The 23,345-nt window shown below is 48.3% G+C and carries 27 protein-coding genes; 5 read left to right on the top strand and 22 right to left on the bottom strand.

The genetic code is table 11. From position 1 onward, the window contains the following. Positions 1-66: 66 nt before the first annotated feature. The 7 genes from HNR50_RS17175 to HNR50_RS17145 all read right to left on the bottom strand — a co-directional run bounded on the left by HNR50_RS17175 (position 67) and on the right by HNR50_RS17145 (position 3,519). Positions 67-426, bottom strand: a complete 360-nt coding sequence (locus HNR50_RS17175; RefSeq protein ID WP_184748030.1) for a NifB/NifX family molybdenum-iron cluster-binding protein — start codon at positions 424-426, stop codon at positions 67-69. A gap of 69 nt (positions 427-495) precedes the next feature. Beyond that, positions 496-1,359, bottom strand: a complete 864-nt coding sequence (locus HNR50_RS17170) for an ATP-binding protein (protein WP_184748029.1) — start codon at positions 1,357-1,359, stop codon at positions 496-498. Continuing rightward, positions 1,349-2,200 (bottom strand): ATP-binding protein, encoded by an 852-nt coding sequence (locus HNR50_RS17165; RefSeq protein WP_184748028.1) that lies wholly within the window; start codon positions 2,198-2,200, stop codon positions 1,349-1,351. The genes HNR50_RS17170 and HNR50_RS17165 overlap by 11 nt, the downstream gene beginning before the upstream one ends. A 3-nt stretch (positions 2,201-2,203) precedes the next feature. Continuing rightward, complete coding sequence (locus HNR50_RS17160; RefSeq protein WP_184748027.1) at positions 2,204-2,569, bottom strand: NifB/NifX family molybdenum-iron cluster-binding protein; 366 nt, start codon at positions 2,567-2,569, stop codon at positions 2,204-2,206. Positions 2,570-2,634: 65 nt separating this feature from the next. Continuing rightward, a complete protein-coding gene (locus tag HNR50_RS17155; protein ID WP_184748026.1) occupies positions 2,635-2,946 on the bottom strand; it encodes a DUF134 domain-containing protein in 312 nt (103 codons plus the stop codon). A gap of 91 nt (positions 2,947-3,037) precedes the next feature. Then, on the bottom strand, positions 3,038-3,214 hold the full coding sequence (locus tag HNR50_RS17150; RefSeq protein WP_184748025.1) for a DUF5320 domain-containing protein: 177 nt from the start codon (positions 3,212-3,214) through the stop codon (positions 3,038-3,040). Continuing rightward, complete coding sequence (locus tag HNR50_RS17145) at positions 3,211-3,519, bottom strand: DUF5320 domain-containing protein (protein WP_184748024.1); 309 nt, start codon at positions 3,517-3,519, stop codon at positions 3,211-3,213. The genes HNR50_RS17150 and HNR50_RS17145 overlap by 4 nt, the downstream gene beginning before the upstream one ends. Positions 3,520-3,650: 131 nt before the next feature. Between HNR50_RS17145 and HNR50_RS17140 the strand changes: the two genes are divergently transcribed. Next, on the top strand, positions 3,651-5,099 hold the full coding sequence (locus HNR50_RS17140; protein WP_184748023.1) for a hybrid sensor histidine kinase/response regulator: 1,449 nt from the start codon (positions 3,651-3,653) through the stop codon (positions 5,097-5,099). 3 nt (positions 5,100-5,102) lie between these two features. On the opposite strand, the gene HNR50_RS17135 is transcribed toward HNR50_RS17140, so the two are convergent. The 3 genes from HNR50_RS17135 to HNR50_RS17125 all read right to left on the bottom strand — a co-directional run bounded on the left by HNR50_RS17135 (position 5,103) and on the right by HNR50_RS17125 (position 7,089). Further along, positions 5,103-5,837 carry a nickel/cobalt transporter gene (locus HNR50_RS17135; protein ID WP_184748022.1) on the bottom strand — a complete coding sequence of 245 codons (735 nt, stop codon included), beginning with the start codon at positions 5,835-5,837 and terminating at the stop codon, positions 5,103-5,105. A gap of 130 nt (positions 5,838-5,967) precedes the next feature. Beyond that, positions 5,968-6,600: a DUF1007 family protein gene (locus HNR50_RS17130; protein ID WP_184748021.1), complete on the bottom strand. Its 633-nt coding sequence runs from the start codon at positions 6,598-6,600 to the stop codon at positions 5,968-5,970. Positions 6,601-6,741: 141 nt separating this feature from the next. After that, positions 6,742-7,089, bottom strand: a complete 348-nt coding sequence (locus HNR50_RS17125) for a cupin domain-containing protein (protein WP_184748020.1) — start codon at positions 7,087-7,089, stop codon at positions 6,742-6,744. 246 nt (positions 7,090-7,335) lie between these two features. Between HNR50_RS17125 and HNR50_RS17120 the strand changes: the two genes are divergently transcribed. Beyond that, on the top strand, positions 7,336-7,737 hold the full coding sequence (locus HNR50_RS17120; RefSeq protein ID WP_184748019.1) for a GFA family protein: 402 nt from the start codon (positions 7,336-7,338) through the stop codon (positions 7,735-7,737). A gap of 75 nt (positions 7,738-7,812) precedes the next feature. Here HNR50_RS17120 and HNR50_RS17115 read toward each other — a convergent pair whose 3' ends face one another. From HNR50_RS17115 to HNR50_RS17095, 5 genes are all read right to left on the bottom strand, one after another. Beyond that, on the bottom strand, positions 7,813-8,904 hold the full coding sequence (locus HNR50_RS17115) for an ABC transporter permease (RefSeq protein ID WP_184748018.1): 1,092 nt from the start codon (positions 8,902-8,904) through the stop codon (positions 7,813-7,815). A 1-nt stretch (position 8,905) separates the two neighbouring features. Next, positions 8,906-9,994, bottom strand: coding sequence for an ABC transporter permease (locus HNR50_RS17110; protein ID WP_246434069.1), 1,089 nt, complete (start codon positions 9,992-9,994; stop codon positions 8,906-8,908). Then, the gene (locus tag HNR50_RS17105) at positions 9,991-11,493 is read right to left on the bottom strand and encodes a sugar ABC transporter ATP-binding protein (protein ID WP_221439924.1); all 1,503 of its coding nucleotides are present in this window, start codon (positions 11,491-11,493) and stop codon (positions 9,991-9,993) included. The genes HNR50_RS17110 and HNR50_RS17105 overlap by 4 nt, the downstream gene beginning before the upstream one ends. 111 nt (positions 11,494-11,604) lie before the next feature. Further along, positions 11,605-12,591 (bottom strand): substrate-binding domain-containing protein, encoded by a 987-nt coding sequence (locus tag HNR50_RS17100; protein WP_184748016.1) that lies wholly within the window; start codon positions 12,589-12,591, stop codon positions 11,605-11,607. A gap of 326 nt (positions 12,592-12,917) precedes the next feature. Beyond that, positions 12,918-13,535, bottom strand: a complete 618-nt coding sequence (locus HNR50_RS17095; protein ID WP_184748015.1) for a TetR/AcrR family transcriptional regulator — start codon at positions 13,533-13,535, stop codon at positions 12,918-12,920. Between the two features lie 88 nt (positions 13,536-13,623). Between HNR50_RS17095 and HNR50_RS17090 the strand changes: the two genes are divergently transcribed. Continuing rightward, positions 13,624-14,325 (top strand): DUF4386 domain-containing protein, encoded by a 702-nt coding sequence (locus HNR50_RS17090; RefSeq protein WP_184748014.1) that lies wholly within the window; start codon positions 13,624-13,626, stop codon positions 14,323-14,325. 69 nt (positions 14,326-14,394) lie between these two features. On the opposite strand, the gene HNR50_RS17085 is transcribed toward HNR50_RS17090, so the two are convergent. Beyond that, positions 14,395-14,877: a metal-dependent hydrolase gene (locus HNR50_RS17085; protein WP_184748013.1), complete on the bottom strand. Its 483-nt coding sequence runs from the start codon at positions 14,875-14,877 to the stop codon at positions 14,395-14,397. 132 nt (positions 14,878-15,009) lie between these two features. On the opposite strand from HNR50_RS17085, the gene HNR50_RS17080 reads away from it, so the two are divergent. Continuing rightward, the gene (locus tag HNR50_RS17080) at positions 15,010-15,471 is read left to right on the top strand and encodes a pyridoxamine 5'-phosphate oxidase family protein (protein WP_184748012.1); all 462 of its coding nucleotides are present in this window, start codon (positions 15,010-15,012) and stop codon (positions 15,469-15,471) included. Further along, positions 15,468-15,914: a MarR family winged helix-turn-helix transcriptional regulator gene (locus HNR50_RS17075; RefSeq protein ID WP_184748011.1), complete on the top strand. Its 447-nt coding sequence runs from the start codon at positions 15,468-15,470 to the stop codon at positions 15,912-15,914. Before HNR50_RS17080 ends, HNR50_RS17075 begins: the two co-directional genes overlap by 4 nt. Positions 15,915-15,951: 37 nt before the next feature. Here the strand turns inward: HNR50_RS17075 and HNR50_RS17070 are convergent, their stop codons facing one another. The 6 genes from HNR50_RS17070 to HNR50_RS17045 all read right to left on the bottom strand — a co-directional run. Beyond that, entirely contained in the window at positions 15,952-17,739 is a 1,788-nt protein-coding gene (locus HNR50_RS17070) for an FAD-dependent oxidoreductase (protein ID WP_184748010.1), read from the bottom strand. Between the two features lie 2 nt (positions 17,740-17,741). Next, positions 17,742-18,920 (bottom strand): NADH-quinone oxidoreductase subunit D, encoded by a 1,179-nt coding sequence (locus tag HNR50_RS17065; RefSeq protein WP_184748009.1) that lies wholly within the window; start codon positions 18,918-18,920, stop codon positions 17,742-17,744. Further along, positions 18,920-19,456: an NADH-quinone oxidoreductase subunit C gene (locus tag HNR50_RS17060; RefSeq protein ID WP_184748008.1), complete on the bottom strand. Its 537-nt coding sequence runs from the start codon at positions 19,454-19,456 to the stop codon at positions 18,920-18,922. The genes HNR50_RS17065 and HNR50_RS17060 overlap by 1 nt, the downstream gene beginning before the upstream one ends. Positions 19,457-19,463: 7 nt before the next feature. Continuing rightward, a complete protein-coding gene (locus HNR50_RS17055; protein WP_221439923.1) occupies positions 19,464-20,117 on the bottom strand; it encodes an NADH-quinone oxidoreductase subunit B in 654 nt (217 codons plus the stop codon). 9 nt (positions 20,118-20,126) lie between these two features. Then, complete coding sequence (locus HNR50_RS17050) at positions 20,127-21,041, bottom strand: respiratory chain complex I subunit 1 family protein (protein WP_184748007.1); 915 nt, start codon at positions 21,039-21,041, stop codon at positions 20,127-20,129. Continuing rightward, positions 21,042-23,345: proton-conducting transporter transmembrane domain-containing protein (locus tag HNR50_RS17045; RefSeq protein ID WP_184748006.1), on the bottom strand; the 2,304-nt coding region annotated here is incomplete at its 5' end.

Raw genomic sequence — 23,345 nt, 5'->3', positions numbered from 1 at the left:
CAGTTTACTTATGTTGAGAAAATTTACAGAAAAAGGGGCTGTTGCTTCAGCCCCTTTGGATATCAATTAATGATGATGATCGTGTTCGCAGGCGGAACCGGTCGAATCCAGGTTACCGCTGATATAGGTTGCAAGAGTCTCATCTATGGAGCCTTTTGCTCCGAGAATCACTTCCACGCCTCTCTGCTTGAAGAGGTTGATAGCCATTCCGCCCATTCCTCCGGTAATAATGGCTGTCGCGCCATTATCTCCGACAAATGCGGGAATCACGCCGGGGGCGTGCGGCGGGGGAGTCAGATATTCTGTTGATACCACCTGTCCGTCTTTTACGTTGGCAAAAGCGAATTCTTTCGCATGTCCGAAATGCTCTTCCACGCTGGCTCTGTCATTGGTAGGGAAAGCCACTCTCATGTCATAATCACTCATTATTTAACCTCTGATATTTTTCAAAACTGTGCATATGCAATATACCTTCTGTAAGTTACAGAGTCAACTCTATTCAGCTGTCAAAGTCTTCAGAAGATTCTTCCAACCGGCTGATAGGAAAAGTTCTTCCTCTGCCAGGGAGGGGATTTTTTTTCCCGTAACGGCCTGAACGATTTTTTTATCGAAGGGCAATTTCATCAGGACGGGAGCCCCGCTCTTTTCCGCTTCGATCTCTATTTTTTCAGACATCTCCCGGGAGAGATCGTATTTATTTATTACAACGTATGCCTTGCCGGAGAATCGTGCAGCAACTTCAAGAACCCTCTTCAGGTCGTGCAGTCCCGACAGAGTGGGTTCTGTTACGATGACGACAGTCGATGCCCCCGTTATAGAGGATATGACATTGCAGCCGATTCCGGGAGATCCGTCGATAAGCACATACGGCTTCTCTTCCGATTCTGCTCTTTTTTTTGCTTCATTTCTCACCCGGGAAACCAGTTTGCCTGAAGTTTCCTCACCGGGGACGAGCCGGGCATGAACCATGGGTCCGTATTCGGTTATCCCTTTGTAAACCTTTCCGGTTGTCACGTCTTTGAGGGTAATCGCATCGGCGGGACAGATGTATTCGCAGACTCCGCAGCCCTCGCACTTCATGGGGTTGATACGGGGTGTCTTGTCTATGGCTCCGAACCGGCAGTGTTCTGCGCAGAGATTGCAACGGGTACAGAGATCTTCATCGATCCGGGCTTTGGCGGAACCGGAAAATATGGATTCCTCTTCGATTCGGGGATTCAGGAGTATATGAAGATCCGGCGCATCAACATCGCAGTCGGCAATGACGACATCTTTCAGGAAGGGAGCGAGTGATGCTGTAAAGGTTGTCTTTCCTGTGCCGCCCTTGCCGGATATGACAACAATTTCCTTAACTTTCATGGCTTCTCTCCGCTTCTTTTTGAATATTCAGCCATAAATTTCTGTATAGGCTTTTGTGTTCTTCGCTGATTTCCACAGCGAGCTTTCCCGATGCGTAGGCTTCCGCTACAATTCGTTCAAAGGGAATTTCCCCGGTAATGGTGAGATTCTCTTCACTGCAGTATTCATAGACTTCGTTATCGCCGAGACCTGCTTTGTTGACCACCACAGAGAAGGGAATATTCATTTCCTTCAACATCTCGACAACCATCTTCATATCGCTGACGCCGAATGGTGTCGGTTCTGTAACGATAACCGCGTAATCGCTTCCTTCCAGGGCTGCGACGGTGGAGCAGGAGGTTCCCGGCGGCGAATCGACAAGAACAAGGTCGCTGTGGCTCATTTTTTCATTCAGTCTGTTAATGATTTTAACCCCGGATAATTCTCCGGTATAAAGCTGACCGTACAAAAATCGTGATCCGAAACGACTGGTTCCCGAGAATATCGTGCCGATTCCCTTCTTTTCATAAGAGATCGCGCCGGCAGGACAGACCAGCTGACACCCACCGCAGTCATGGCAAAGATCCTTGAGCGGCATAGTCGCCGCGGCTCCGGCAATAATTGCGTTGTAATGACAGAAATCGGCACACTTTCGGCAGTGAATACATTTGTCTTCATCTACAACGGGATACCCGGTCCGGATTTCTTCCTCTTCTGTAATTTCAGGAGCCATGAAGATATGGCTGTTCGGTTCTTCCACATCGCAGTCAATAAGAAATGATTCCTTGACCAGGACGGCAAGATTATTGGAAACGGTTGTTTTTCCCGTTCCTCCTTTTCCGCTCAGAATAGTTATTTTCATTCTTTACGCCTTGTGGAGTCCTTTGTTGCCCGGTTCTTCAATCAGAGAGAGCTTTTCTTCTTTCCATAAATCCAAAGCTTCTTTGACTGTAGATGCCCCTTGCTGGTTATAGGCTGTAATATTGAATTTTTTCAGGGCATCCATGGCCTGAGGGCCCACTTCGGGAGCTATAATGACCGAGACGTTATTGTCGACCAGTTGCTGTACAGCAAGAGCTCCCGCTCCGCCTTTGGCCGTTCTCGCCCTGTTTTCAATACAGGTTGTTTCACCTGTTTCTGTTTTGTAAATTAAAAAGTTAGTGGTTCTGCCGAACCTTTCATCGACTGATGAGTTCAAATCGCAGCCGGTGCTGCAGAAGGCTATATTCATTGTGTTCCTCCGGTCCTGTTTTAAAAGTGCATATGCACAATATATACCTTTCCGGAGGATGGAAGTCAAGACTGACCGGTGTCCGCTTCGTGATTTATCACTTTATTGTGAACAACCAGTTCTTTGGAGTGGAGCAGGACATCGACAATTTTTTTGCGTCCCGAAAGGAGAAGCCTCTGTACTGTTCCCCGTGAGACTCCCATGGCTTCCCCGGCTTCGATCTGGCTCAGCCCGTCGTAATCACAGAGTCGGAGCGCTTCGAATTCATCGAGTTTCATTTCCACTTTTTCCAGTTCTCTGGAAGGTATTCCTGATGGTTTGAAATTTCTGTCACCGTCAAGGTGCCGGCAATTTCTATGTTTAAATCTTCTGGGCATTAAATACTCCCTTGCATTCATGAAAAACATGCCGTGAATACAGCATGTTTTTCATATTAGAGCATTTTGCCCGTTCTGTTAATTCATAAGTTCACTTGGCTTGTGGATTTTTTTTTCTGTTCCCGTAATCAAAGTGACCGGCCAGGCGCGATGGTGCTCCGGGAATTTTGTCATTTTCATATCCCGGTTTACCCCATCCGTAACAGAACCCCATTTTGCGTCCTGTTCCGGGACCTTTGTTTTCAGGTCCTTTGCCATTTCCCTTCATGATTTTGCACTGTCTCCTTTGTCCAGTAGTTTTTCAATCTTTTCCAGACGATCAAGGATATTCTGCTGTACTGTGCTGTCGAAGCCGCCGGTTTCATAATATCCTCTGCCGAAACCCTGTCTCATGCCTCTTCCCGGGCCTCTGCCGCGGCCGAATCCGGCTCCTCTGCCGTATCCTCCGCCCCGTCTCATACCCATGGGAGCTTCATCGCTTTCAAAGCCGGGTCTGTCGTTTCCGTTGCAGAATCCCAGTCCTCTTCCTGTTTTCGGTCCTAAGTTTTCGGGACCTTTTCTGTTTCCTCTCATATCATTACCTCCGATAGTATTTTATTACAAATGTGCATATGCACAATATACTGGCTGCAATATGAATTGTCAAGTGTTTAAAGCGATTTGTTCATTTGAAATGTTTTATAGAGATGTTTATCATTTAATTAATGGACCGCATTCTGATAATTGAAAACAATAAATCAGTTTCCCAACAGATTCAGCAGACATTGGAACAAGGCGATTTTAAGGCTGTTTTATGCATCAATTATAATGAAGCTGCCATGGAAATCATGAAAGGTGAGTACTTTGCTGCCATAGTTGATATGGATCCCGGAAACGAAAACTGGCAGAGTACAATCAGCCTCATTTCTTCCCGCGCAATACCGGTCATCTTATTTTCCGACCGTGAATATACGGCCGAATTAAGGGAAACGCTTCAGAAAAAAAATATACTCGAGTTTATCTCAAAAAACCGCAAACAGAGTTATGACGATCTTTTCTATGCGGTGAGGAGAATGGAGCTCAACAGGGAAATCAAAGTTCTCATAGTTGATGATTCTCCATCGGCGAGGAAGATCAGCCGGTATATACTGGAGCGGACAAAGTTTTCCGTAATGGAAGCGGGAGACGGAATGGAAGCTCTCGGGTTGATCGAATCGAATCCCGATATCAGAATTGTTATCTGTGATTTCGAAATGCCTCATATGAACGGCTATGAACTGGTAAAAATCCTCCGGGAACAATACAACAAGGAGCGTCTCTCCATAATCGGTCTCTCTCACCCTTCGACAAAAGCCTCATCGGCCACTTTCCTCAAATCCGGAGCCAATGATTTTATCAGCAAGCCCTATTCTCCGGAAGAGTTCTATTGCAGGATTATTACGCAGGCAGAACTGCTGGAAGCTTTTACAAAAGTGAATAACCTCAATGAGCAGAAAAATAATCTTATCGGTATGGTGGCTCACGATATAAGAGTTCCTCTCGCAAATATTGAGATGATCTGTAACAGGCTTCTTGAAAAATCGCGCGATGATTTGACCGATCATATTTCAAAAGCTCTGACGGTCATCTCCCGGGCTTCAGGTAAGATGATGTCATTTCTCAATGACCTTCTGAATATAACCAGTCTTGAAAAAGGGCAGGGGAAACTGGTTCTCCGGGAAAACTCTCTCTCAGAACTGGTTGAAGAGAGGTTGGAATCGATCTTCTTCGTATCGGCTGAGAAAAAAGGGATCTCTCTGAAAATGAAATCTGAAGAGCTCCCCGCTGTCAGTTTTGACAGGGACAGGATATCCCAGGTTATCGATAACCTGATCAGCAATGCCGTCAAATTCACTCAGCCCGGAGGCGAGATCATCATCAATCTGAAAAACAAAAAAGGGCGTGTCGTGTTCAGGGTCTGGGATAACGGACCCGGAATGAGCCGGTATGATAAAGAACATGCATTTCTGGAATTTCAGAAACTTTCCGCCAAACCGACAGGAGGAGAGACCTCGACAGGACTGGGACTGGCTATCTGCCGGAAAATAGTTCTTATGCATAAAGGCCGGATCTGGGTCGAATCGGAACCGGGGCAGGGGGCGGAGTTCTGCTTTTCTCTACCTTTGGAACAGTAGGTTTTATATGGGGATAATGGTACGGAAAAAAGGATATGCCATCCAGAGGCTGAAGAGAAACAGGAAGAGATAGCTCCCTTTTTCCAGTAGCAGAGTTGTCCTCTCCACAATATGCTCTTTTTGCTTAAGGAGTAAAAATAGGCTTTCCCTTCCGAAATAAGCCAGATAAGCCGCCAGGGAAATGGTCACGCCCATTCCCGCAGATAAACTGATAACTGCCAGAATCCCGGTTTTCATGATGCCGAGAGCTGTGGAAAAGGTCATTATCATGATGACGCCGGGACAGGGAAAGAAACTGGAAGCGGCAAGAGTCCCGTAGATATTGCTGTTTGCCTCTCTGTCATGATGATGCTTGTGGCGCCGTAAGAGAAACCACAGAGCCAGAATCATTAGCAGTGTGTAGCTGATCCCTTCCAGCCATGAACTGACATTCTGAACTTCTGTTGACCGGATGCTTCGGAATATCAACTGGAAAAAAAGTATCAGGAGGACAGCCGTTCCGCCGTGGATGCCCACCGACAGGAATGAAGCGGCGAGCGGTTCGTACCATTTGGTTTTTCGGGAGAGCAGCAGGGAAAAAATTATTGTTTTGCGGTGTCCCGGCCCTGCAGCGTGAAGAATCCCGTAGAGAAAAGCTGCACCCAGCAGAGAGAAGAAAAGTGCCGGATTGGACCCCTCCTCAAGACCTTCCAATCTATCAGCGAGAATTTCTCTGAATTTCAGTTGAGTCTCTACCATGAAACCTCCTGAAGAAGGTGGCCGGACGGCAGGTTGTTCTTTTTCCGAACTGCCCAGAAAGGGATTGGCGGTCAGGGAAAAAACAGGAAGTGCCAGGAGAAAAAGAAGGAGAAAAAATCTGTGAAATGAATTAATACACAAAGTGGATTTCCTCTGGAAAGTAGGTGTTCAGTCCGGGACGCCATTCATCATAGGATCTCGTGTCCGATGCGGGAGCCAGTGGATCGTAGTAAACCGGATAATTGGTGTTTTCCTCTATGGTATAGGAACTCTGAACCGGTAAATCTGAATTAACCGAAACCGGCGCTTCCTCAACCATGTATGTGGCGCAGAAGAAAGTGGGATCGTAAACGGACAGGTAGAATTCCCGCTTGGTGTTTTCTTTCAATGTTATATAGAAACGGTAGTTGAGCATCTCTTCATCATCAAGGTAGGGATGAAAATCTGAAACTTTGTCCGGCGATGTTCTGCCGTCATCATCGCGGATACTGATAAAAAAACCATAATTTTCCAGATTTATAAAGGCATGATTGTAGATTTCTTTTGCTTCTTCCTTATTGAAATTGCCGTCACTGTCCATATCATAGGTGCTGGTGATATCTACAGAAAAAAACCTGTCGAATGCAAAGTTTATCCAGGCTCCATTCAGCTCGCCCTCTTCAAAATGAAAATCGCAGCTGTAATAGATCGCCATATGCGGATGGGCATGGAGTGTTATAAAAGAAGAAAGAAAGAAGAGAAAGGAGAAAATTATTTTTTTCATGTTTTATAGATAACAGGATGTCAGCTCTCTGTCAATGTTCATGCATATGCACAAAGCTGAGTACTGAAAATCACTTTCGGGAAAAAGAGTGAAAACGACCGGATACGCCTTCCGGAAGGGAAGGCGTCATCCCGCCCGGTTTTACTTATCGCCTTCTTCGGGAACGATGCAGATAAAGGAGAAATCTTCATTACCGGTATTGCGGAACTGGTGCATCTCTCCGCCGGGCACAAAAGCCGTGTCTCCTGCTTCAACAGGTCTTTCTTCACCATCGATAAAGAGTGTTCCCTCTCCTTTGATGATATAGTTAATATGAGGCCAGGAGTGCTCGTGCTTAGGCGTATATCCTTCTTTTCCCAAAGTAAATATTCTCATGACATGACCGTCCCATCCCTGGGCGGGAGATATGGCCGTCTGTTTCACCGCGTTTTTGATTCCTTCCATATTCAATTCGATCTTTTTCATATCTTTATTTTTCAATATGGGCATAATTGGTTCCCCTTTTTGGTTTATTGATTTCCCGATGATTATAACACTGTGCCGCCCCGATTTAAAAGTATAAATCAACTCAATATGGGAGAGTTATATTTTAATTCTTCTTATGGAAATATTATCATATATTTTATTACAGTTTATGATAGAGATCGTGGTACATAATAACCGTTTCTGTAATATAGCAGTTCAATTGAAGAATGACAGGATCTGTTCTGGATGATGAAAAATAAGGATTTGTATATGAAGTATTCAGGATCATGCCTCTGCGGAAACATTAAATTTGAAATTCATGGGACTTTTGAAAGCTTTTTCTTCTGTCATTGTAAGTCCTGTCGTAAAGATACCGGTTCAGCTCATGGGGCGAACCTCTTTTCCTCCCGGGCAGAGCTGAAATGGTTGAAAGGTGAAAAGGAAGTAAAGACATTCGATTATGAAAATTCCGGCCACATAAAAAGTTTCTGTCCGAACTGCGGCTCCGCACTTCCGAATCTTCAAATGGAAAACAAGCTTGTGGTCGTTCCTGCCGGAAGTCTGGATTCCGATGTAGATATCAAACCAACGGGACATATATATCTGGAGGAAAAAGCCAACTGGGATGAGAATCTCGAAAGGGTTCCTCAATTTCAGACTTTACCTGAATGAGAGACTTTTAAGAACAGGCAGAAACCATCCCGGACAGAGTCGGCAATGCGAAAGTGCCGGGATGGATTCAAGGGTTTATTCCCTTTGCCTGACCCGGGGATGAAACCCGGACTTCAACCATGAGGGCAGAACCATTGTGATATTTTTCCTGTCGCGGAGCGACATAACGACGCTCTGCAATACAATGAATAAATAGAGCAGCAGGCCGCTTATAATCGCCTGGTAGTTCGATTGGACACCGGCTGCCCGGATCAGCTCGTTAATGATCAGAAGGGTCAGCGTTCCAATAGGAGCGCCGAGCAGGTTTCCGACCCCGCCGTTAAGCAGAGTACCGCCGATTATAGCCGAAGCAATGGCCTTCATCTCCGCTCCCGAGGCATTCCCCACATTGCCCGCTCCTGTCGTCATGATGTACACGAACCCCGCGATTCCTGCGGTCAATCCGCAGATCACATAGGTGAAGAATATGGTCTTCTTCACATTGATGCCGAGCATCATGGCGCTGTGGCTGTTTCCTCCCACAGCGTAGACGTTGCGTCCGAAGCGGGACCATTTCATAAGTGCGGCCAGCAGCAGGAGGAGTACCACGACGACTATGACGCCGGGTTTTATCTCCGAGGGTATGAAAACGCCCAGTCTGTTTCTCGTGCCGAGCCAGGAAATCACCATATCAAAATCTCTCAGTGCAACAAAATCGGGTCTTGTTACATTGATCGGATCCTTGTGCAGAGTTGTCAGCAAGCCCTGAGCCAGAAACAATCCCGAGAGAGTTATAATAAAGGGCTGTATCTCAAGGTAGGCAATAAGGTATCCCTGGAGGAGGCCGAATGCGATACCAATGGCGAGGGCGAGAAAGACAGCCCCTCCGATGCTCCCCGCTTGCGATTCCAGAAGAACGGCGCAGGCCATGGTTACCAGACCGCAAACGGCGCCTATGGAGATATCGATGCCCCCTCCTATCATGACGATGCTCAATCCGAGAGTCATGATAATGAGCGGTGCGTTCAGGTTAAAGAGGTCAAAAAAAGTCTGAAACTGCATAAAGCTTCGGGGAAAAGTGATTATGGCAAAGATATACATGAGCACGAATATGACAGCCGCTATGAGAAACAGAAGATTGGAATTCGATAGTCTTGTTTTCGCTTTGATTGCCTTCAGTGATGCCATCCTAATCCTCCTTCTCTGCGGCCGGTTTTACCGCGCCGGAAATTTTAAAAATGTTTCCAATGAAAGCCCCGCTTCGCACTTTTTCAAGGGTTTTCTTTGCAAAGGCCCTGACAACCGGAGAAGCGATTACCATGAGAATGATAATGAAAACGGCTTTGAATACCTTAATCATAGCCGGCTCGATTTCCAGCCTCAGAAGGGTCCGGTTCAGCATCTCAATGGTGTAGGCTCCGATTATGGAACCGGTGATGCTGAACTTTCCTCCGATGAGAGAGTTCCCGCCTATGGCTACAGCGAGTATGGCATCCATCATGATCAGCTTGAGCAGATTCACGCTGTCATGGCGACCCGCTTTGTTGACGGCGATGAAACCGGCGACGGCCGTGCACACTCCCATGATCAGAAAGGTCAGGAAAATAATCTTTTTGGGATTGATTCCGTTCAGACGCGCCGCGCTCCGGTTTATTCCCACCGATTCCACATAGAGCCTGAGGTTGGTTGTCTTAAGGACCAGGGCTACTATGATGATGAAAACCGCCGTCAGGATAATCGGCGTCTGTATAGGCACGCCGGGAATGACGGTCCCGATCTGATTCGATATTTCGTTGGCCAGAATGGGGGACAATTTCCCGTCGATCATAAAAGCGATTGATCGGCCTCCCGTAAAGAGGATGAGTGAGGCGACCATGGGCTGAACTTTGAATATGGAGACCAGAGTTCCGTTGAACGCCCCTGTTGCCAGGCCTGCGGCGCAGCTCAGGAGAAAACCTCCCAGAATGGTCAGAACCGTGACTTCTCCGGCCTGGAGAACGAACCATACGAAAACGGCAGACGTGATAGTGGCGCTGACGCCTATGCTTATGTCCTGGCCCTGAGAGGCCGCTGTGATCAGTGTCATGCCAATGGACAGGATAACAAGTTCCGAAGCTCCAAAGAGGATATTCGGGATATTTCCGTATAAGGCGCCATTGACGACGGTTATGGTGAAGTAGTCGGCCCCTTTTATCAGATTAATGATAATAAGCAATACCATAACCGAAAGGGGGAGGAAAAGATGAGACAGGTTCGATTTCATTTTGAGCATTTTCATTTACCTCCCTGAGCTATGACATTCATGACATCGTTTTCCGTCAGATCCGCTCCGCTGAGTTCTCCGACTATTTCCCGGTCTTTCATAATTATCATTCTGGAGCAGGTTCGGAGCATTTCTTCGATTTCCGAAGAGATGAAAGTCAAACTCATTCCTTCTCCGGCCAGCTGGAGTACCAGCTTCTGAATTTCCACCTTGGTTCCGATATCGATTCCCCTCGTCGGTTCATCGAGAATCAGGTATTCGGGATGGGTAAGGAGCCAACGGGCCAGAATGACTTTCTGCTGGTTGCCGCCCGAAAGAGATCTGATCGGCGTGTCGGCAGTCGGGGTCTTTATATTCAGTTTTTTTATAAACTCATTGGCAAACTCTTCGGCCTGTCCCCGCGTAAAAGGTTTGAAGAAGCCTTTCAGAACCTGAAGAGCCAGAATAATGTTGTCCCGAACTGAGAGATCGGCGATGATGCCGTCTCCTTTACGATCCTCCGGCAGGTAACCGATTCCCTTTCTCATAGCATCCAGAGGCGTTCTGATTTTCACGGCTCTGCCGTTCATTCTCACTTTTCCGCCCGTAACCTTGTCCGCGGCAAAGATCGCGCGGGCACTTTCGCTCCGTCCCGAGCCGAGAAGTCCGGCGAACCCGTTCACTTCGCCTTTGCGGATAGTGAAATCGAAGGGTCTGACACCGGCGTCGCTTGAAAGGGCCGTGCTTTCAAATACCGGTTCGCTTTCATCCTTTTTCACCGTATCCTGATTTTTTATCTTTGTGACATCATCCAGATCCTTACCCATCATCTTAGAGATAAGTTCGATCTGGGGGAGAGACGATGTTTCATATTCACCGATCTGCTTGCCATTGCGGAGAACCGTAATTCTGTCGCTGATTTCGTAAACCTGCTCGAGAAAATGGGTTATAAAGATGATCCCCACGCCCCGGGCTTTCAGTTCGCCCATAAGATGGAAGAGTTTTTTTACCTCATCTTCGTCAAGTGACGAAGTCGGCTCATCAAGAATGAGGATCTTGCAATCCATATCGACGGCTCGCGCAATGGCTATCATCTGCTGAACTGCAAGGGAGCAGCTGGTCAGTTCCTGAACGGGACTGGCCGGAATTCCCAGCGAGTCGAGCAGCCGCGCGGCTTTATCGTTCATTTTTTTCCATTGAATAAAGGGGCTGCGGCCCCGCCCCGTAAACAGATTCTCTGCCACGGTCAGGTTGGGGCAAAGAGTGATTTCCTGATAGACCGTGCCTATCCCGGAGTTCTGCGCTTCCTGAGGAGACCTGAAGTGGATGGAGCGTCCGTCCAGATCTATGAAGCCCGAATCCTTTTCGTATACCCCGGTAATGACTTTTACCAGTGTGGACTTTCCCGCGCCGTTTTCGCCCATAAGGGCATGAATCTCGCCTTTCCGAAGCATGAAGTCTACGTTGTCGAGAGCTTTTACACCTGGAAAGGTTTTGCTGACAGCTTTCATTTCGAGTATGATTTCTGACATCAATCAACGATCTCCTAATGTGATTCCGAATAAATCGGCCCGAGCGGTTTCCGAACTTCTCCGAAACCGTACCGGACCGATTAAAAATAATATTGATTATTTACTGATTCCTGATTATCTGGTTACAACACCTTTTCCGGGATCGGCATTGATTCCCCAATTCTCGATGTCAGCATCGGTAATGGTGTCAGTTGTAAAGAGCAGTTCTTCCTGATAAACGATTCCGCTGGGAAGGTTTCCGCTCTGTATCCATCTTGAAATCTCGGCAGCCTGACGGGGATTGCACTGCATGTCCGCGTCCCAGTATCCGGCCTGTACGTTCCGGAGAGCAAAGCGGTTAAAGTCGAAACCGATTATCTTGACCTTGCCGTTTTTTCCGTGGCTGATTCCGGCTGCTTCGAGAGCCTGAACAGCGCCCTGGGCCATACCGTCGTTTTCCGCGTAGATGACGTTGAAATCTTTTCCGGCCGCAATGGCGGCTTCCACAACTTTCCTGGCTTCTTCAAGACTCCAGCTGTCACCGCCTGTTCCGTCGGCTACTATATTGAGTTTTCCCTCTTTTTCAGCTTTGAGAACAGCGGCGCTTCGGCCGATTTCTGCTGCAGAGCCCATCTGGCCGCGAATGAGAATCAGATTAATTTCGTCCAGATCCAGTCCCAGAACCCATTCAACTGCTGTATTGCCTTCATAAGCCATATCAGAGAGAAGAGCTGCCTGGTAGTTGGAAGCAGCCGTATCTATGGCACGGTCAAAGAGAATGACTTTGATGCCTGCATCTTTTGCAGACTTTAACGTATCGTCCCAACCGGATGAATTCGCTGCTGATATCAGGAGGTAATCAACTCCATCTCTGATGTAGCCTTTTGCCGCTGCGATCTGTTCGCTGTTATCACCGGTATTGGTCTGTTTCGCGTCATAGCCGTTCGCTTCCGAGAAAACAGTGTTCATTGCTTCGACATTGGCCTGTCTGTAACCTGATTCTTCGGGGGGCAGGTTTACAATACCCACTTTGATCAGACCGGATTCCTGGGTGCCGGAAGCTGAAAGAACAAAGGGGCCGATTGCGATTAAAACTGCCAGTACACATAAGATTTTCTTCATGTAACCCTCCTTTGGGAACAAAAATAACGTAAATGAAATCAAATGATTGTTTCAGCCGCGTACGGGTAATGAACCCGCTGTTTATTCACTTTTTGAAACAATTTTTTTTTGAATTTGCAACGCTGCATTGCCTTTTCACCATATTAGATTCACCGGATTGAGAAGTACATGAGGAAATTTATCGACTTTTGTTTGAAATTTTCACATTATCATTCCCTTATGAAGTGAAGGGGGAAAAAGGTTTGTTTTTTTATGAGAAAGTTACAAAATTTTACGAAACCCGGGAACCGGTCAGGGATTTGAATCAGTTTTTCAAATGCCCCTGATTATTTCAGAGAATCTGCTCCATAGCGGGATAAAAACACTTCTATCAATTCATCTATGACTGGATCGATATCCGCCAGGCTGATGCCCTCTGACATGAGGGCATTCCATGTGATGCATCCCTCAACAAGGCCGTAGAACACTTTTGCCGCAAGCTCAGGAGATGCGCATCGGATTCTGCCATCTGCGCCGGCATCTTTCAGCCAGTTAATCAAAGCCTTATGAGGTGAGTACGCGCTGTAGGTTTGTCTGCAGAAGAGGGGATCCATAATAAAAACAGAAGTCAGCAGTTTTGACAGGCTTCTGCGCCGGGGATCGTCAATCATATGCATGGCCGCCCGGACAAATGATTCCAGTTGCTCTCTGATTGGTATGGAGGGAGAATAATCGAGGGGCTTTTTTAAATCGCTCTGAGCCACAAAGATTTCGACAATTTCCTGAAACAGCTTTTCCTTACTCTGGAAATGGTTGTATACGGTTCTTTTTGACACATGGGCCGTTTCGGCAATCTCGTCCATGCTGACAGCTTCATAACCTTTTTGGCCGAATAGATCGATGGCGCTATCCAGAATTAGCTTGTGCTTCCGGCTTGTATCGCGTTTTTTTCGTTCTTTATTCATTTCCAAGATTAATATCCTTGATTAATTACACTTTCGGGTGTAATTAATGGTTAGTTACACTCTATAGTGTAACATAAGGAGGAGAGAAATGGATACTGTTTCATCCGGCAAAAAAACCGCACGGATCGCCGGATTGTTTTATCTGCTCTATATTTCAGCTTCAATTATTTCCGAAGCCATGGGACATTTTGTCTTTGAAGAAGCCGGGGAAACCGTGGAATATCTTATCGGGCACGGGACAGCATTCAGGGCGGGGATCCTTGTCGCACTGTTTTCCGGTGTTCTTTTTCTCATTGCCGCATGGGCTTTGAATGTTTTATTGAGTAAGATCAATAGAGAAGCAGCTCTCTTGTTGTTTCTTCTGAATCTGGCTGGATTTGTCATCTGGTGTATCAGTCTTTCCCATCTCTTCTCAGCTGCCGATTTGTTATCGGGAGCCTATTCGGAGGTATTCACTCCGGAGGAATTAAAGGCTCAGGCGATGGTGTTCATCAATTCGAGAAAAACCGGCGCTGCAATTGCGCAGATCCCCTATAGTCTCTGGCTCCTGCCTCTGGGATACCTGATCTATAAATCAGATTTCATTCCCCGGATATTTGGCGTTTTTTTATTTGCCGATGCTGTCGGGCTTCTTCTATATCTCAGTCAGGAGCTCGTTTTCCCGTTCTGTAATCTGATCTCATATCCCAGCTTTTTAATCAGTTTTATCGCTGAAGTATCTCTCGCTTGCTGGCTCCTGCTTATCGGAGTTAAGAAGGGCGATCCGGAATCAGCTTTAATAACCCGCTGAGACCCTTTCCGATCCATTAGTGGCAAAGTAGAGAGAGATTAGGAAGATTTGAACCAGTCAACCAGGGAGTCAGTTAAAAAAATAGTAAACAAAAAGCCCGATTCCGATCAGAGTCACCCCAAGATCAACGATATAGGACAGGACAACAGAATTGTTGTATAACCCCAGGCCGACCAGTTTCGAATTGTCCGAGAAGGTGAGGGGGAGATCGGGCGGCTGTGGCTTTCTCGGCTTTTCACCCATTACGGCGCCCATGGGATGAGTTATAAAATCGAGGATCCAATGGCTGAAGACTGCTATTCCAATGACAAGTACGGTCCGCAGATCTGCCTTCAGGACCGCAGTGATTCCCATGGCTATTGCCGTCCAGATGAGAGAACCAGCGAGACTGTGAGTCGCTTTGAAAATGAGAGATCCTCGGTCTTTAAAAAACGCAGCGGGGATGCATAGAAGATCAAGTACTTCCGCGCTTATTACGATAGCTGCAGCCGGCGCTTCCGGGGCTGCCAGGGTCAGTGCGAATCCAACTCCTATATGCGCTAGTCCTGCCATATTCACTCCTTTGTTAAAGATTACTACGATGAATTGCGGGACACAAATCTTTTATTTGAATTATAAAAAATTATCGAATTTTAATATATTATGTCGTATTATACTATATAGTACTAAAATCAGGAGGATAATATGGAAAAAAAGGAAATTTTAGAAAAAATAAAAGAACTCTATAAAGAATGTTTCGTTTTCTATTTGGCGACCGTTGATGCGAATGGTAATCCTGGAATTAGAGCGGTAGAAAATCTTAGATATCCCGTCAACTATCCCGAGCTGGTCGATAAATTTGCCGGAATGGAGAACTGCTTTGATCTTTATATGTCCACTTTTAAGTCTTCGGGAAAATACCGGGATCTGGAGAAAAATGATAAAGCTTCAGTTTATTTTCACAAATCTCCCGAGTGGTTCGGTGTTTCAATGCTCTGTGACGTTGTAATACTCGATGACAAAGAGAGCAGGAAAAAGTTCTGGGCTGATAAATTCGATTATTTCTGGAAAGGTATCGACGATCCCGAATATAAATTAATAAAACTTGTTCCGATAAAAATTGATGGTTGGACTGGTGAACATCAGTTCCATTATGAGAATATATGAAAAAACTGAGAAAAGGGGGAATCCTTCTTTCCAAAGTGCATCAGTTAAGCGGTAGAATTTTCAACCGCCTACTAAAGGATTCCCGATTTGACGAGCTAAATGGAGCTCAGGGACGGATCCTTTTTGTTCTCTGGGAGCAAGATGATATTCCAATTACCGATCTGGCAAAAAAGAGCATGCTGACCAAGTCGACATTAACCGCCATGCTGGACAAACTTGAAACTACGGGATTTATCAGGCGTGTTTCCGATCCCTCTGACCGTAGGAAGATCCGCATTCAACGTACTGGAAAGGATAGAGATTTTCAGAAACTTTTTACCAGAGTGTCAGAAGATATGACTGGAATCTGGTACGATGGGTTTTCTAATGAGGAAGTCGAGTCATTCGAGACTTATTTGCAGAGAGTCCTTGACAATTTAATCAGCTGGGAAAGCCATTCCTGATCTGATAAAAAAGGCGGTCCGAAGACCGCCCCAATCATCATTTATCTTTCAGAAACTTATCGATGCCTTTGGCCGCTTTATGGCCGTTGGCTATCCCGTGAATAACGTCGGGACCTTCGATTATATCTCCGCCGACGAAGAGCCAGGGGATATCGGACTGGAAGTCCGGGCTCACCTGAATCCGTCCTCTCGGACCGAATGTCAATTTTTCCTTAATGTTATCAGTATAACTGATATCCATTCCCTGACCGATTGACTCGACGATCATTTCCGCTTCGAAAACTTTCTGGTTCTCCATGTCCATAGAAGGGTTGAACCGGCCTTCGTCATCGAAGATTCTCAGACATTTGGCCACTTTCAGTCCCTTGATCTCGCCGTTTTCGACAATGATCTCCTGAGGACCCCAGCCGGGATCGATAGTTGCCTTTTCTTCACGCGCCTCGATGACTTCCTCATCATCGGCAGGCATGGAGCCTTCCGCTTCCAGACAGGTCGCTGTCACATCCACTTTACCGAACTTCTTATTCTGGAGTCTGGCAATAGTTCTGGTGATGTCCATAGCCACGTTTCCACCACCGACAACGACAATTTTTTCAGCCAGATCGATCTCTTTGCCATAGGAAACATCTCTGAGCAGATCGATGGCCTGGTAGACCCGTTTGTGGTCCGAACCGGGCACTCTCGTGCTTCTTCCCAGGTGGAGACCGGTTCCGGCAAATACCGCATCGAACTCTTTTTCAAGAGTTTCCAGGGGTACATCGACGCCGACTCTGGTGCCGAACTGAAATTCCACTCCGAGCGATTTGATGTAATCCACATCTTTGTCGATCATTTCGTAGGGGAGCCTGTATTCGGGGATCCCGTATCGGGTCATCCCTCCCGGCGCCTCCTGAACTTCGAAGATTTTCACTTCATAGCCCATCAGAGCCAGGTAGTGGGCTGCCGAAAGACCGGCGGGACCGGCGCCGACGATAGCGACCTTTTTACCGTTTTTCACGATTTGATCGGTTCCCAGGATCTCCTTGTACCGTTCGGCAGGAACCTGATCGGCGATATACCGTTTCAGCCAGCGGATAGACAGGGCATCGCCCTTGTGACCCACCGAACAGACCGTCTCGCACTTATGTGTACAGATTCGTCCGCAGATTTCAGGCAGCGGGTTGGTTTCGTATAGAATCCGCAAGCCCTCTTCCATGTCGTCATTTCTCACCGCCTCGATATATGCGGGAATACCCATATGAGCGGGACATGTGGCTGTACAGATTCCGCAGGCCACGCAGCGGTCCGCTTCCTTCTGAGCCTGTTCGAGAGAATAACCCTTGATCATTTCCACAAAGGATTTGTCTCTTTCTTCCGCATGGAGCTCGCCCATTTCCACTCTATTAGTGCTGTACAGGTCGTAACCTTCCATTTTCGTGTAGCCTTCTGTTCTGTTGTTCCAGTGCTTTTCATCCACACCGGGGACAAAGCGGAAGTCTTCGGGATCGGAAGAAATCCATTTGTACTCGTTAGTCAGCCTGAGCGACTGAGTCGTACAGACATCGACGCAGAGAGCGCACCAGCAGCAGCGCCCGTAATCGATCATGGGGCGGAGACCCGAATCGCCGTCTTTCGCTTCATAACCGGCTACTTCAACCAGGTCTATGGCGGCATTCTGGCAGATCTCCTCGCAGGTTCCGCAGCCGATACATTTATCGGCATCGTTCATATGGAAACCTCTGTACCGCGGAGCCGCTTCCACATTTCGCGAGTCCTTGATGGTAACCGGTGTTTTGAACAGGTTACCCCAGGCGGTAAAGGGCATTAAAACATCTTTTAAACTCATGCCTACCTCTCTACTTCAGGCGGATAGGTGTGGAGCGACGACATGACGCCCGCCGTATCCGCGATATTAAGATTGATTGCCATTTTCTCCATCAGCGTTACCGCATGGGTGTAGGAGGGACCGCGGACGTTGATCCGTCTCGGGTATCCGCTTCCGTCGGTTACGGTGTAGTAACCGTACTCGCCTCTGGTACACTCGGCTCTTTTGTAAGTCTCCCCATAGGGAATCTTCCAGTGGAGAACGTTGGGAACTTCAGCCATGAATTCCCCTTTGGTCGGAACCTGAGGGAGTATCTGGCGGATCAGATCGATGGTTGTCAGAATGTCTTTGTAACGAACTTTCGTTCTGGCAAAAACATCGGAGTCGTATTCCAGGTGAACGTCGAAGTCGAGCCTGTCGTACATGAGGTAGGGATTGTCCTTTCTCACGTCCTTCGCCACACCGGCGGCCCTGGCATTGGGGCCTGTTATACCGTATTCATCGACCCATTTGGGATCGATGTATCCGAGGCCGATGGCTCTCTTTTTGAAAACCGAGTTGTGGAAGAGAACTCTTTCCACTTCCTCCATAACGGCGCTTATTTCATCGAGCGTTTCATTCATTCTGCCGACAAAACCTGAGGGAAGGAGGCTTCTGACTCCTCCGGGAGGCATGTGCATATGGTAGATACGTCCGCCGGAGATCTCTTCGAACCGGTCGAGAACAAGGTCTCTCGCCCAGATGGTCCACTGGCCGATCAGTCCCAGACCGAATGAGCTCCCCTGTCCGCCCATCTGGGCGAGATAGGACTGGAGCCTGGACATTTCCAGAAGGAGAGTCCTCATCCAGTCGGCCGCTTCGGGGACTTCGATGCCGCCGAGCTCTTCGATTGTCGAAGCCAGACAGTATTCGTTGAAGTCCGGTTCCGGAACGGCGACGCGGACACAGATGGGAAAGCACTGGATAAAGCGCCGTCTTTCCATCAGCTTCTCAAATCCTCTGTGGAGGTAACCCACATGGGTGACGCAGTCCATGATCTCATCGCCCTGAATGGTCAGCTCGAGAGACATATTTCCGGTCATACCGGGGTGGATGGGGCCCTGCCAGATTTTGGTGAACTGCCCGCTTTCCACATCTACAATCGGTTTCCCTTTTTCATCGTGTTCGGGAAACAGCGATCTGTCTTCATTGAAAGTAAACATCACATTCCCTCCGGATACAGTTTTTTCTTCATGTGTTCCGCCGGATCGATCTTGGAACGTCCCGGTCTCGGGAAGTAGGTCTCCTCGGAGTACTTCTTCGTATCGAAGTCCCTTCTGTAAGGAGGCGGTCCCTGCCAGGCTTCGTCGAGAATGAAGCGGTGTCCCTGACGGGGACTTCCCGGAAAGGATATACCGAACATTTCATTCAGTTCCTGCTCGTAGGTCGTTACGGCAGGCCAGAGGTGATGGGCTGTCTGCATCTCAGCAGTTTCCCTGTCGATTCTAACCCTGAGGCCGATGTCGTGCTTCGCTTTCGGATTGTTGAGAAGATAGGTGAGCTGAAACTCTCCCTCTTCCAGCCAGTCAACGGCGGTGAGCAGAACCAGATGGGTGAACCCTTCGTATTCCTTCAGGTATGCGACGGCGTCGACGCCGTATTTCTTTTCCACAGTGACAAAGGTCAGGTCGTCCCGCTGATAGATTTCAGCTGTCACGGGGAATTTTTCTTTCAGTCGATTGACAATCTCTTTCATCATTCCCTCCTTACCAGCTGTACTCGGGCAGACCGACGTCGCCGAGAATCTTTTTCTGATTTTCTTTATACCACGCGAAGTTCTCCGCGTATTTGTCAGCACCTACGCCTTTGCCGGCGCGGATAATCTTTTTCAGTTCATCGAAACCGGCTATCAGCGCTTCGGGACGGGGCATACAGCCGGTCACATATGTGTCAACGGGCATGAAATGATCCAGCCTGTTGATGGTGTTGTAGCTGTCCCAGTACATACCGCCGTTGATGGTGCAGCTTCCCAGTCCCATAACGTATTTGGGAGAGGGCATCTGCTCGTAGGCTCTTACGACGATCCGCAGCGTTTTTACCGACAGGTACCCGGATATCATAAGCAGGTTGGCCTGTCTGGGAGTCGGTCTCCACTGAATGCCGTAACGATACGCGTCGTGCTTCGGCGTCATAAGGGGGCGCATTTCGATGGCTCCGCATCCCGAACCGTAGGCCAGGATCCAGAGCGATTCGCTTCTCGCCCAGTTTTTGAAGTTTTCCAGTATGCCCGGAATTTTATCATAATCCTTCCGGGGCGTCGGGATGGCGTCGCAGTAGTAATCCTTCATGGGATCGATTTCAATCTTCTCCCCATCAGGTGCGATAACCGTCCTCTTTTTAAAATCTTTAAATTTTTCCATAGATTCCTCTTACATAAACTGCAGCAGCAGGATAGAAAGCAGCCCCATAATCAGAGGCACCTTCAGGAAAAAGCGGATGGACTGATCCACTCTGAACCGGGGATAAATGGTTCCGGTGACAACGGACCACATATAAAGGGTCGTTGCCTTGAGGATGAACATCCCCCAGTTGGTGGCTCCGCCGAAGAACATATTAACGAACAGTATGGTCTTGGCAACGGCGAAGATCGGACGGTTTGTCGACAGAATCGCCAGAAATGAACCGTGATATTCCGTCGGCGGTCCTATGGGGATTTCCTGCGGCGCCAGAACGACGTCAAAGGGAGACCGCATCATCGATCCCAGGTAGGCGAGCATGGCCGTAGCCGTCGCCATGGGGTTGGTCCACATGGTCCAGTGCATGAAACCGCCCTGCTGTACAGATACGATTTCCGAAATGGACAGACTCTGGTTCTGAATGAAAACCGAAAGGAAAGCCAGAACGAGGGGAACCTCTGCAGCCGTTACCTGAGCCAGACCTCTTGCGACGCCGATGGTCGAGTAGGGCTGTCCCGTTTCATTTGAACCGAGCGCCATTCCCAGAGTTCCGAAGAACATGAAGTAGAGAATCAGAATGGCGTCTCCGGCGAAGGAGAAGTTGCTGAATATTTCCGAACCGTAGATCAGCGGGATGAACAGAACCATCCCCACACCGCTGGTAAGGCGGAATATGGGTCCCAGATAATACATAACCCCGTGATAGACCAGCGTATCGAGAGAATAGTTCTTGATAAGGTCGATGTAGGGCTGGTAAATCCGGATCCCGTACCGTTTGTTTACCCTGGCGTATACCTTCCGGGTAAAACCGTTAAGCACCATACCTATGTTCCATATTATAAACACAGTTAGTAGCGCGTATAAAATTTTAGTAATAATAGGATTCATTTACATAACCCCCTGAAAGAGAAATACAAGCACCACATAGGCGATCAGGTGGAAAGCGTAGCTCTGCCCGTTGCCGTTGTAGATTCTGCGGATAAAATCCGATACGCCGTGAAGCGATCTGGCTGTGTAATCCCAGAACCGGTGGAGAACGGGAGTCACGGCAAAACCGACAGCCCTGTTGTAATGGGCGAAGAAATTATAGGCAAAGTGTACCAGCTCGGGTCGCGAGGGATGTTCTCCCGAGTAGAAAATATTGAACTGTTTCACTTTCTGCATTTTCTTGCGGCTTGTGATTATTAAGCTGAGAACCAGAACTGTCGCGAAGATTCCTCCGATGACGTACATGATCCAGAGTCCATCGAAATAGCCGACGGCCGTTGTCGCTCTTGTCCCTTCCCAGTGGAGGGCTCCGTCGGGGAAGTATTTTACAACCCATTCGCCGATCGGCTTGAGCAGAGCGTTGGGCAATGTCGAAAGGTACATGACCACTCCGATAATGATATAGGTGGGAAGGAGGAACCAGAAGTTCACTTCCTTCACTCTTCTCAGGTTGTCCTTCAGCTGCCCCAGAAAGACCGAATGGATCAGGCGGAACAGATAGAGGAAGGCCACGAGGCCGGCGATGATGAGCAGCGTACCGGGAACGACGAATCCCTCGGTAACAAGCAGGTTGTAGGAGAGCCACTTGGCGGCGAATCCGACCAGGGGCGGAACGCCGGAAAGGGCGATAATGGAGATCAGGACCGCTATGAAAGCCAGAGGCATTCTTTTTATCAACCCGCCCATTTTATACATATCCTTGCTTCCCACGCGGTAACCGACACCGCCGATTGTGTAGAAGAGGATGGATTTGTACATGAAGTGGGCTACAACCATAGCCAGAGAAATCAGCCATCCCAGATGGGTCATCGTTGCCAGTCCGAAGAGGATCATGCCGAGCTGGCCGATACTTGACCAGGCGAGGAGTCTCTTGGCGTTTTCCTGGAGAGCGGACGAAATATTGCCGACCAGGGCTGTAAAAGCTCCGATCCATACGAGGATATTGAGTAACACTTTGGCATAGGATGCATCGGCTCCCATTCCCAGAAGGGTCAGGACCATACCGAAAACACCGGCCTTAAGCAGAATGGCGGAAGCCATTACCGAAACGTCCGTATCGGCCTCTCCGTGGGCTCCCGGCAGCCAGATGTGCATAGGCAGCGAGGCTGTCTTGGTCATGAAACCGAGGAAGAGCAGCGAATAGGCCAGCGCCGGATAGAGAGCGATATTTGTCAGGGCCGAAAGGCCGAGAGTCCCCGAAGCGGCGAAGGCAATGGAGAAAGCCATCATGATGGCGTATCCGCCACCCAGAGAGAAAAGCATGTAGCTGTAGCCGTGGGGCGCCGATTTCTTTCCTCTTATCAGGAGGAAGTAGGATCCGATTGTCATCAGTTCCCATCCCCAGAAGAAGTGGAAAAGATTGGTGGCTTCGACCAGAGTTATCAGTCCCAGAAACATGGCGAGAGCCATGGGGTAGAACCCCGCTCTTTTCCCTTTGTAGTAGAAACCGGAAAGGAGAGAGAGGACAGCGCCGATGAGGAATACGCCGGCGAAGATCATTCTGAGCGTGTCGCCCTGAATGCGGGGATAGAGATCATAGATATACCAGATAACTCCTGAAAGGGAGATGATATTCTTGATCCATACCGGCAGCCAGTCAATGAGCGCCAGAACCAGTATGAACAGCAAGGGCAGATAGTTCAGCCCTTTCATGGCTTCCACGCTCAGGCTGGCGTAGTAACCGGCCGCGAGGAGAAGAATCGAGAAGATTCCCGCAGGGAGCCATTTGTAAAGAGGTGTTTTGAATACCTCCATATCTTCATTTTCCTCTTTGAGGGCCAGTCCGAACCAGCGGAACAGATAGACCGCTTCAAAAAAGGAGGCAATGAGAATCAGGGCCGACCAGACGAACATGCCGTTCGTTCCGAGCTTCATAATAAGCTCCCATTTCGCGAAGAAAGAGGGGAAGGGGGGAAGCCCGGTCAATGCGAACAAGGCAAAACCGAACATGACGAAGAGAAGGGGTTTCTTTCTCAGAACAGCCCAGCTCTCCAGCTTTTCACTGTCGAACATGCCGGCGATCCAGAAGAGAACAGCCTTGGCCAGGTAGTGGGAAACCAGAATCCCCAGAGCGATAAAATCCCGCTTGTCTCCCAGCATATCCCCCAGACCCAGAATGATCATAAGCAGACCGATCTGACCGACTGATGAATAACCGAGAAGCCTTTTGGCTTTATTCTGTTTGATCCCCGCCAGGTTTGAGCC

Source organism: Spirochaeta isovalerica (genome assembly GCF_014207565.1).
GTDB lineage: Bacteria > Spirochaetota > Spirochaetia > DSM-2461 > DSM-2461 > Spirochaeta_F > Spirochaeta_F isovalerica.
Note: the sequence above shows the minus strand (reverse complement) of the source record. Positions and strands in the feature narration are given on the sequence as shown.

What these genes read in the sequence shown, in the direction of transcription:
- HNR50_RS17135 (WP_184748022.1), bottom strand. Translation starts at nt 5,837, where the DNA reads ATGGTAGAGACTCAACTGAAATTCAGAGAAATTCTCGCTGATAGATTG.
- HNR50_RS17065 (WP_184748009.1), bottom strand. Translation starts at nt 18,920, where the DNA reads ATGTTTACTTTCAATGAAGACAGATCGCTGTTTCCCGAACACGATGAA.
- HNR50_RS17055 (WP_221439923.1), bottom strand. Translation starts at nt 20,117, where the DNA reads ATGGAAAAATTTAAAGATTTTAAAAAGAGGACGGTTATCGCACCTGAT.
- HNR50_RS17080 (WP_184748012.1), top strand. Translation starts at nt 15,010, where the DNA reads ATGGAAAAAAAGGAAATTTTAGAAAAAATAAAAGAACTCTATAAAGAA.
- HNR50_RS17125 (WP_184748020.1), bottom strand. Translation starts at nt 7,089, where the DNA reads ATGCCCATATTGAAAAATAAAGATATGAAAAAGATCGAATTGAATATG.
- HNR50_RS17085 (WP_184748013.1), bottom strand. Translation starts at nt 14,877, where the DNA reads ATGGCAGGACTAGCGCATATAGGAGTTGGATTCGCACTGACCCTGGCA.
- HNR50_RS17130 (WP_184748021.1), bottom strand. Translation starts at nt 6,600, where the DNA reads ATGAAAAAAATAATTTTCTCCTTTCTCTTCTTTCTTTCTTCTTTTATA.
- HNR50_RS17120 (WP_184748019.1), top strand. Translation starts at nt 7,336, where the DNA reads ATGAAGTATTCAGGATCATGCCTCTGCGGAAACATTAAATTTGAAATT.
- HNR50_RS17100 (WP_184748016.1), bottom strand. Translation starts at nt 12,591, where the DNA reads ATGAAGAAAATCTTATGTGTACTGGCAGTTTTAATCGCAATCGGCCCC.
- HNR50_RS17050 (WP_184748007.1), bottom strand. Translation starts at nt 21,041, where the DNA reads ATGAATCCTATTATTACTAAAATTTTATACGCGCTACTAACTGTGTTT.
- HNR50_RS17060 (WP_184748008.1), bottom strand. Translation starts at nt 19,456, where the DNA reads ATGATGAAAGAGATTGTCAATCGACTGAAAGAAAAATTCCCCGTGACA.
- HNR50_RS17140 (WP_184748023.1), top strand. Translation starts at nt 3,651, where the DNA reads ATGGACCGCATTCTGATAATTGAAAACAATAAATCAGTTTCCCAACAG.
- HNR50_RS17145 (WP_184748024.1), bottom strand. Translation starts at nt 3,519, where the DNA reads ATGAGAGGAAACAGAAAAGGTCCCGAAAACTTAGGACCGAAAACAGGA.
- HNR50_RS17170 (WP_184748029.1), bottom strand. Translation starts at nt 1,359, where the DNA reads ATGAAAGTTAAGGAAATTGTTGTCATATCCGGCAAGGGCGGCACAGGA.
- HNR50_RS17110 (WP_246434069.1), bottom strand. Translation starts at nt 9,994, where the DNA reads ATGAAAATGCTCAAAATGAAATCGAACCTGTCTCATCTTTTCCTCCCC.
- HNR50_RS17165 (WP_184748028.1), bottom strand. Translation starts at nt 2,200, where the DNA reads ATGAAAATAACTATTCTGAGCGGAAAAGGAGGAACGGGAAAAACAACC.
- HNR50_RS17160 (WP_184748027.1), bottom strand. Translation starts at nt 2,569, where the DNA reads ATGAATATAGCCTTCTGCAGCACCGGCTGCGATTTGAACTCATCAGTC.
- HNR50_RS17090 (WP_184748014.1), top strand. Translation starts at nt 13,624, where the DNA reads ATGGATACTGTTTCATCCGGCAAAAAAACCGCACGGATCGCCGGATTG.
- HNR50_RS17150 (WP_184748025.1), bottom strand. Translation starts at nt 3,214, where the DNA reads ATGAAGGGAAATGGCAAAGGACCTGAAAACAAAGGTCCCGGAACAGGA.
- HNR50_RS17155 (WP_184748026.1), bottom strand. Translation starts at nt 2,946, where the DNA reads ATGCCCAGAAGATTTAAACATAGAAATTGCCGGCACCTTGACGGTGAC.
- HNR50_RS17175 (WP_184748030.1), bottom strand. Translation starts at nt 426, where the DNA reads ATGAGTGATTATGACATGAGAGTGGCTTTCCCTACCAATGACAGAGCC.
- HNR50_RS17115 (WP_184748018.1), bottom strand. Translation starts at nt 8,904, where the DNA reads ATGGCATCACTGAAGGCAATCAAAGCGAAAACAAGACTATCGAATTCC.
- HNR50_RS17095 (WP_184748015.1), bottom strand. Translation starts at nt 13,535, where the DNA reads ATGAATAAAGAACGAAAAAAACGCGATACAAGCCGGAAGCACAAGCTA.
- HNR50_RS17070 (WP_184748010.1), bottom strand. Translation starts at nt 17,739, where the DNA reads ATGAGTTTAAAAGATGTTTTAATGCCCTTTACCGCCTGGGGTAACCTG.
- HNR50_RS17075 (WP_184748011.1), top strand. Translation starts at nt 15,468, where the DNA reads ATGAAAAAACTGAGAAAAGGGGGAATCCTTCTTTCCAAAGTGCATCAG.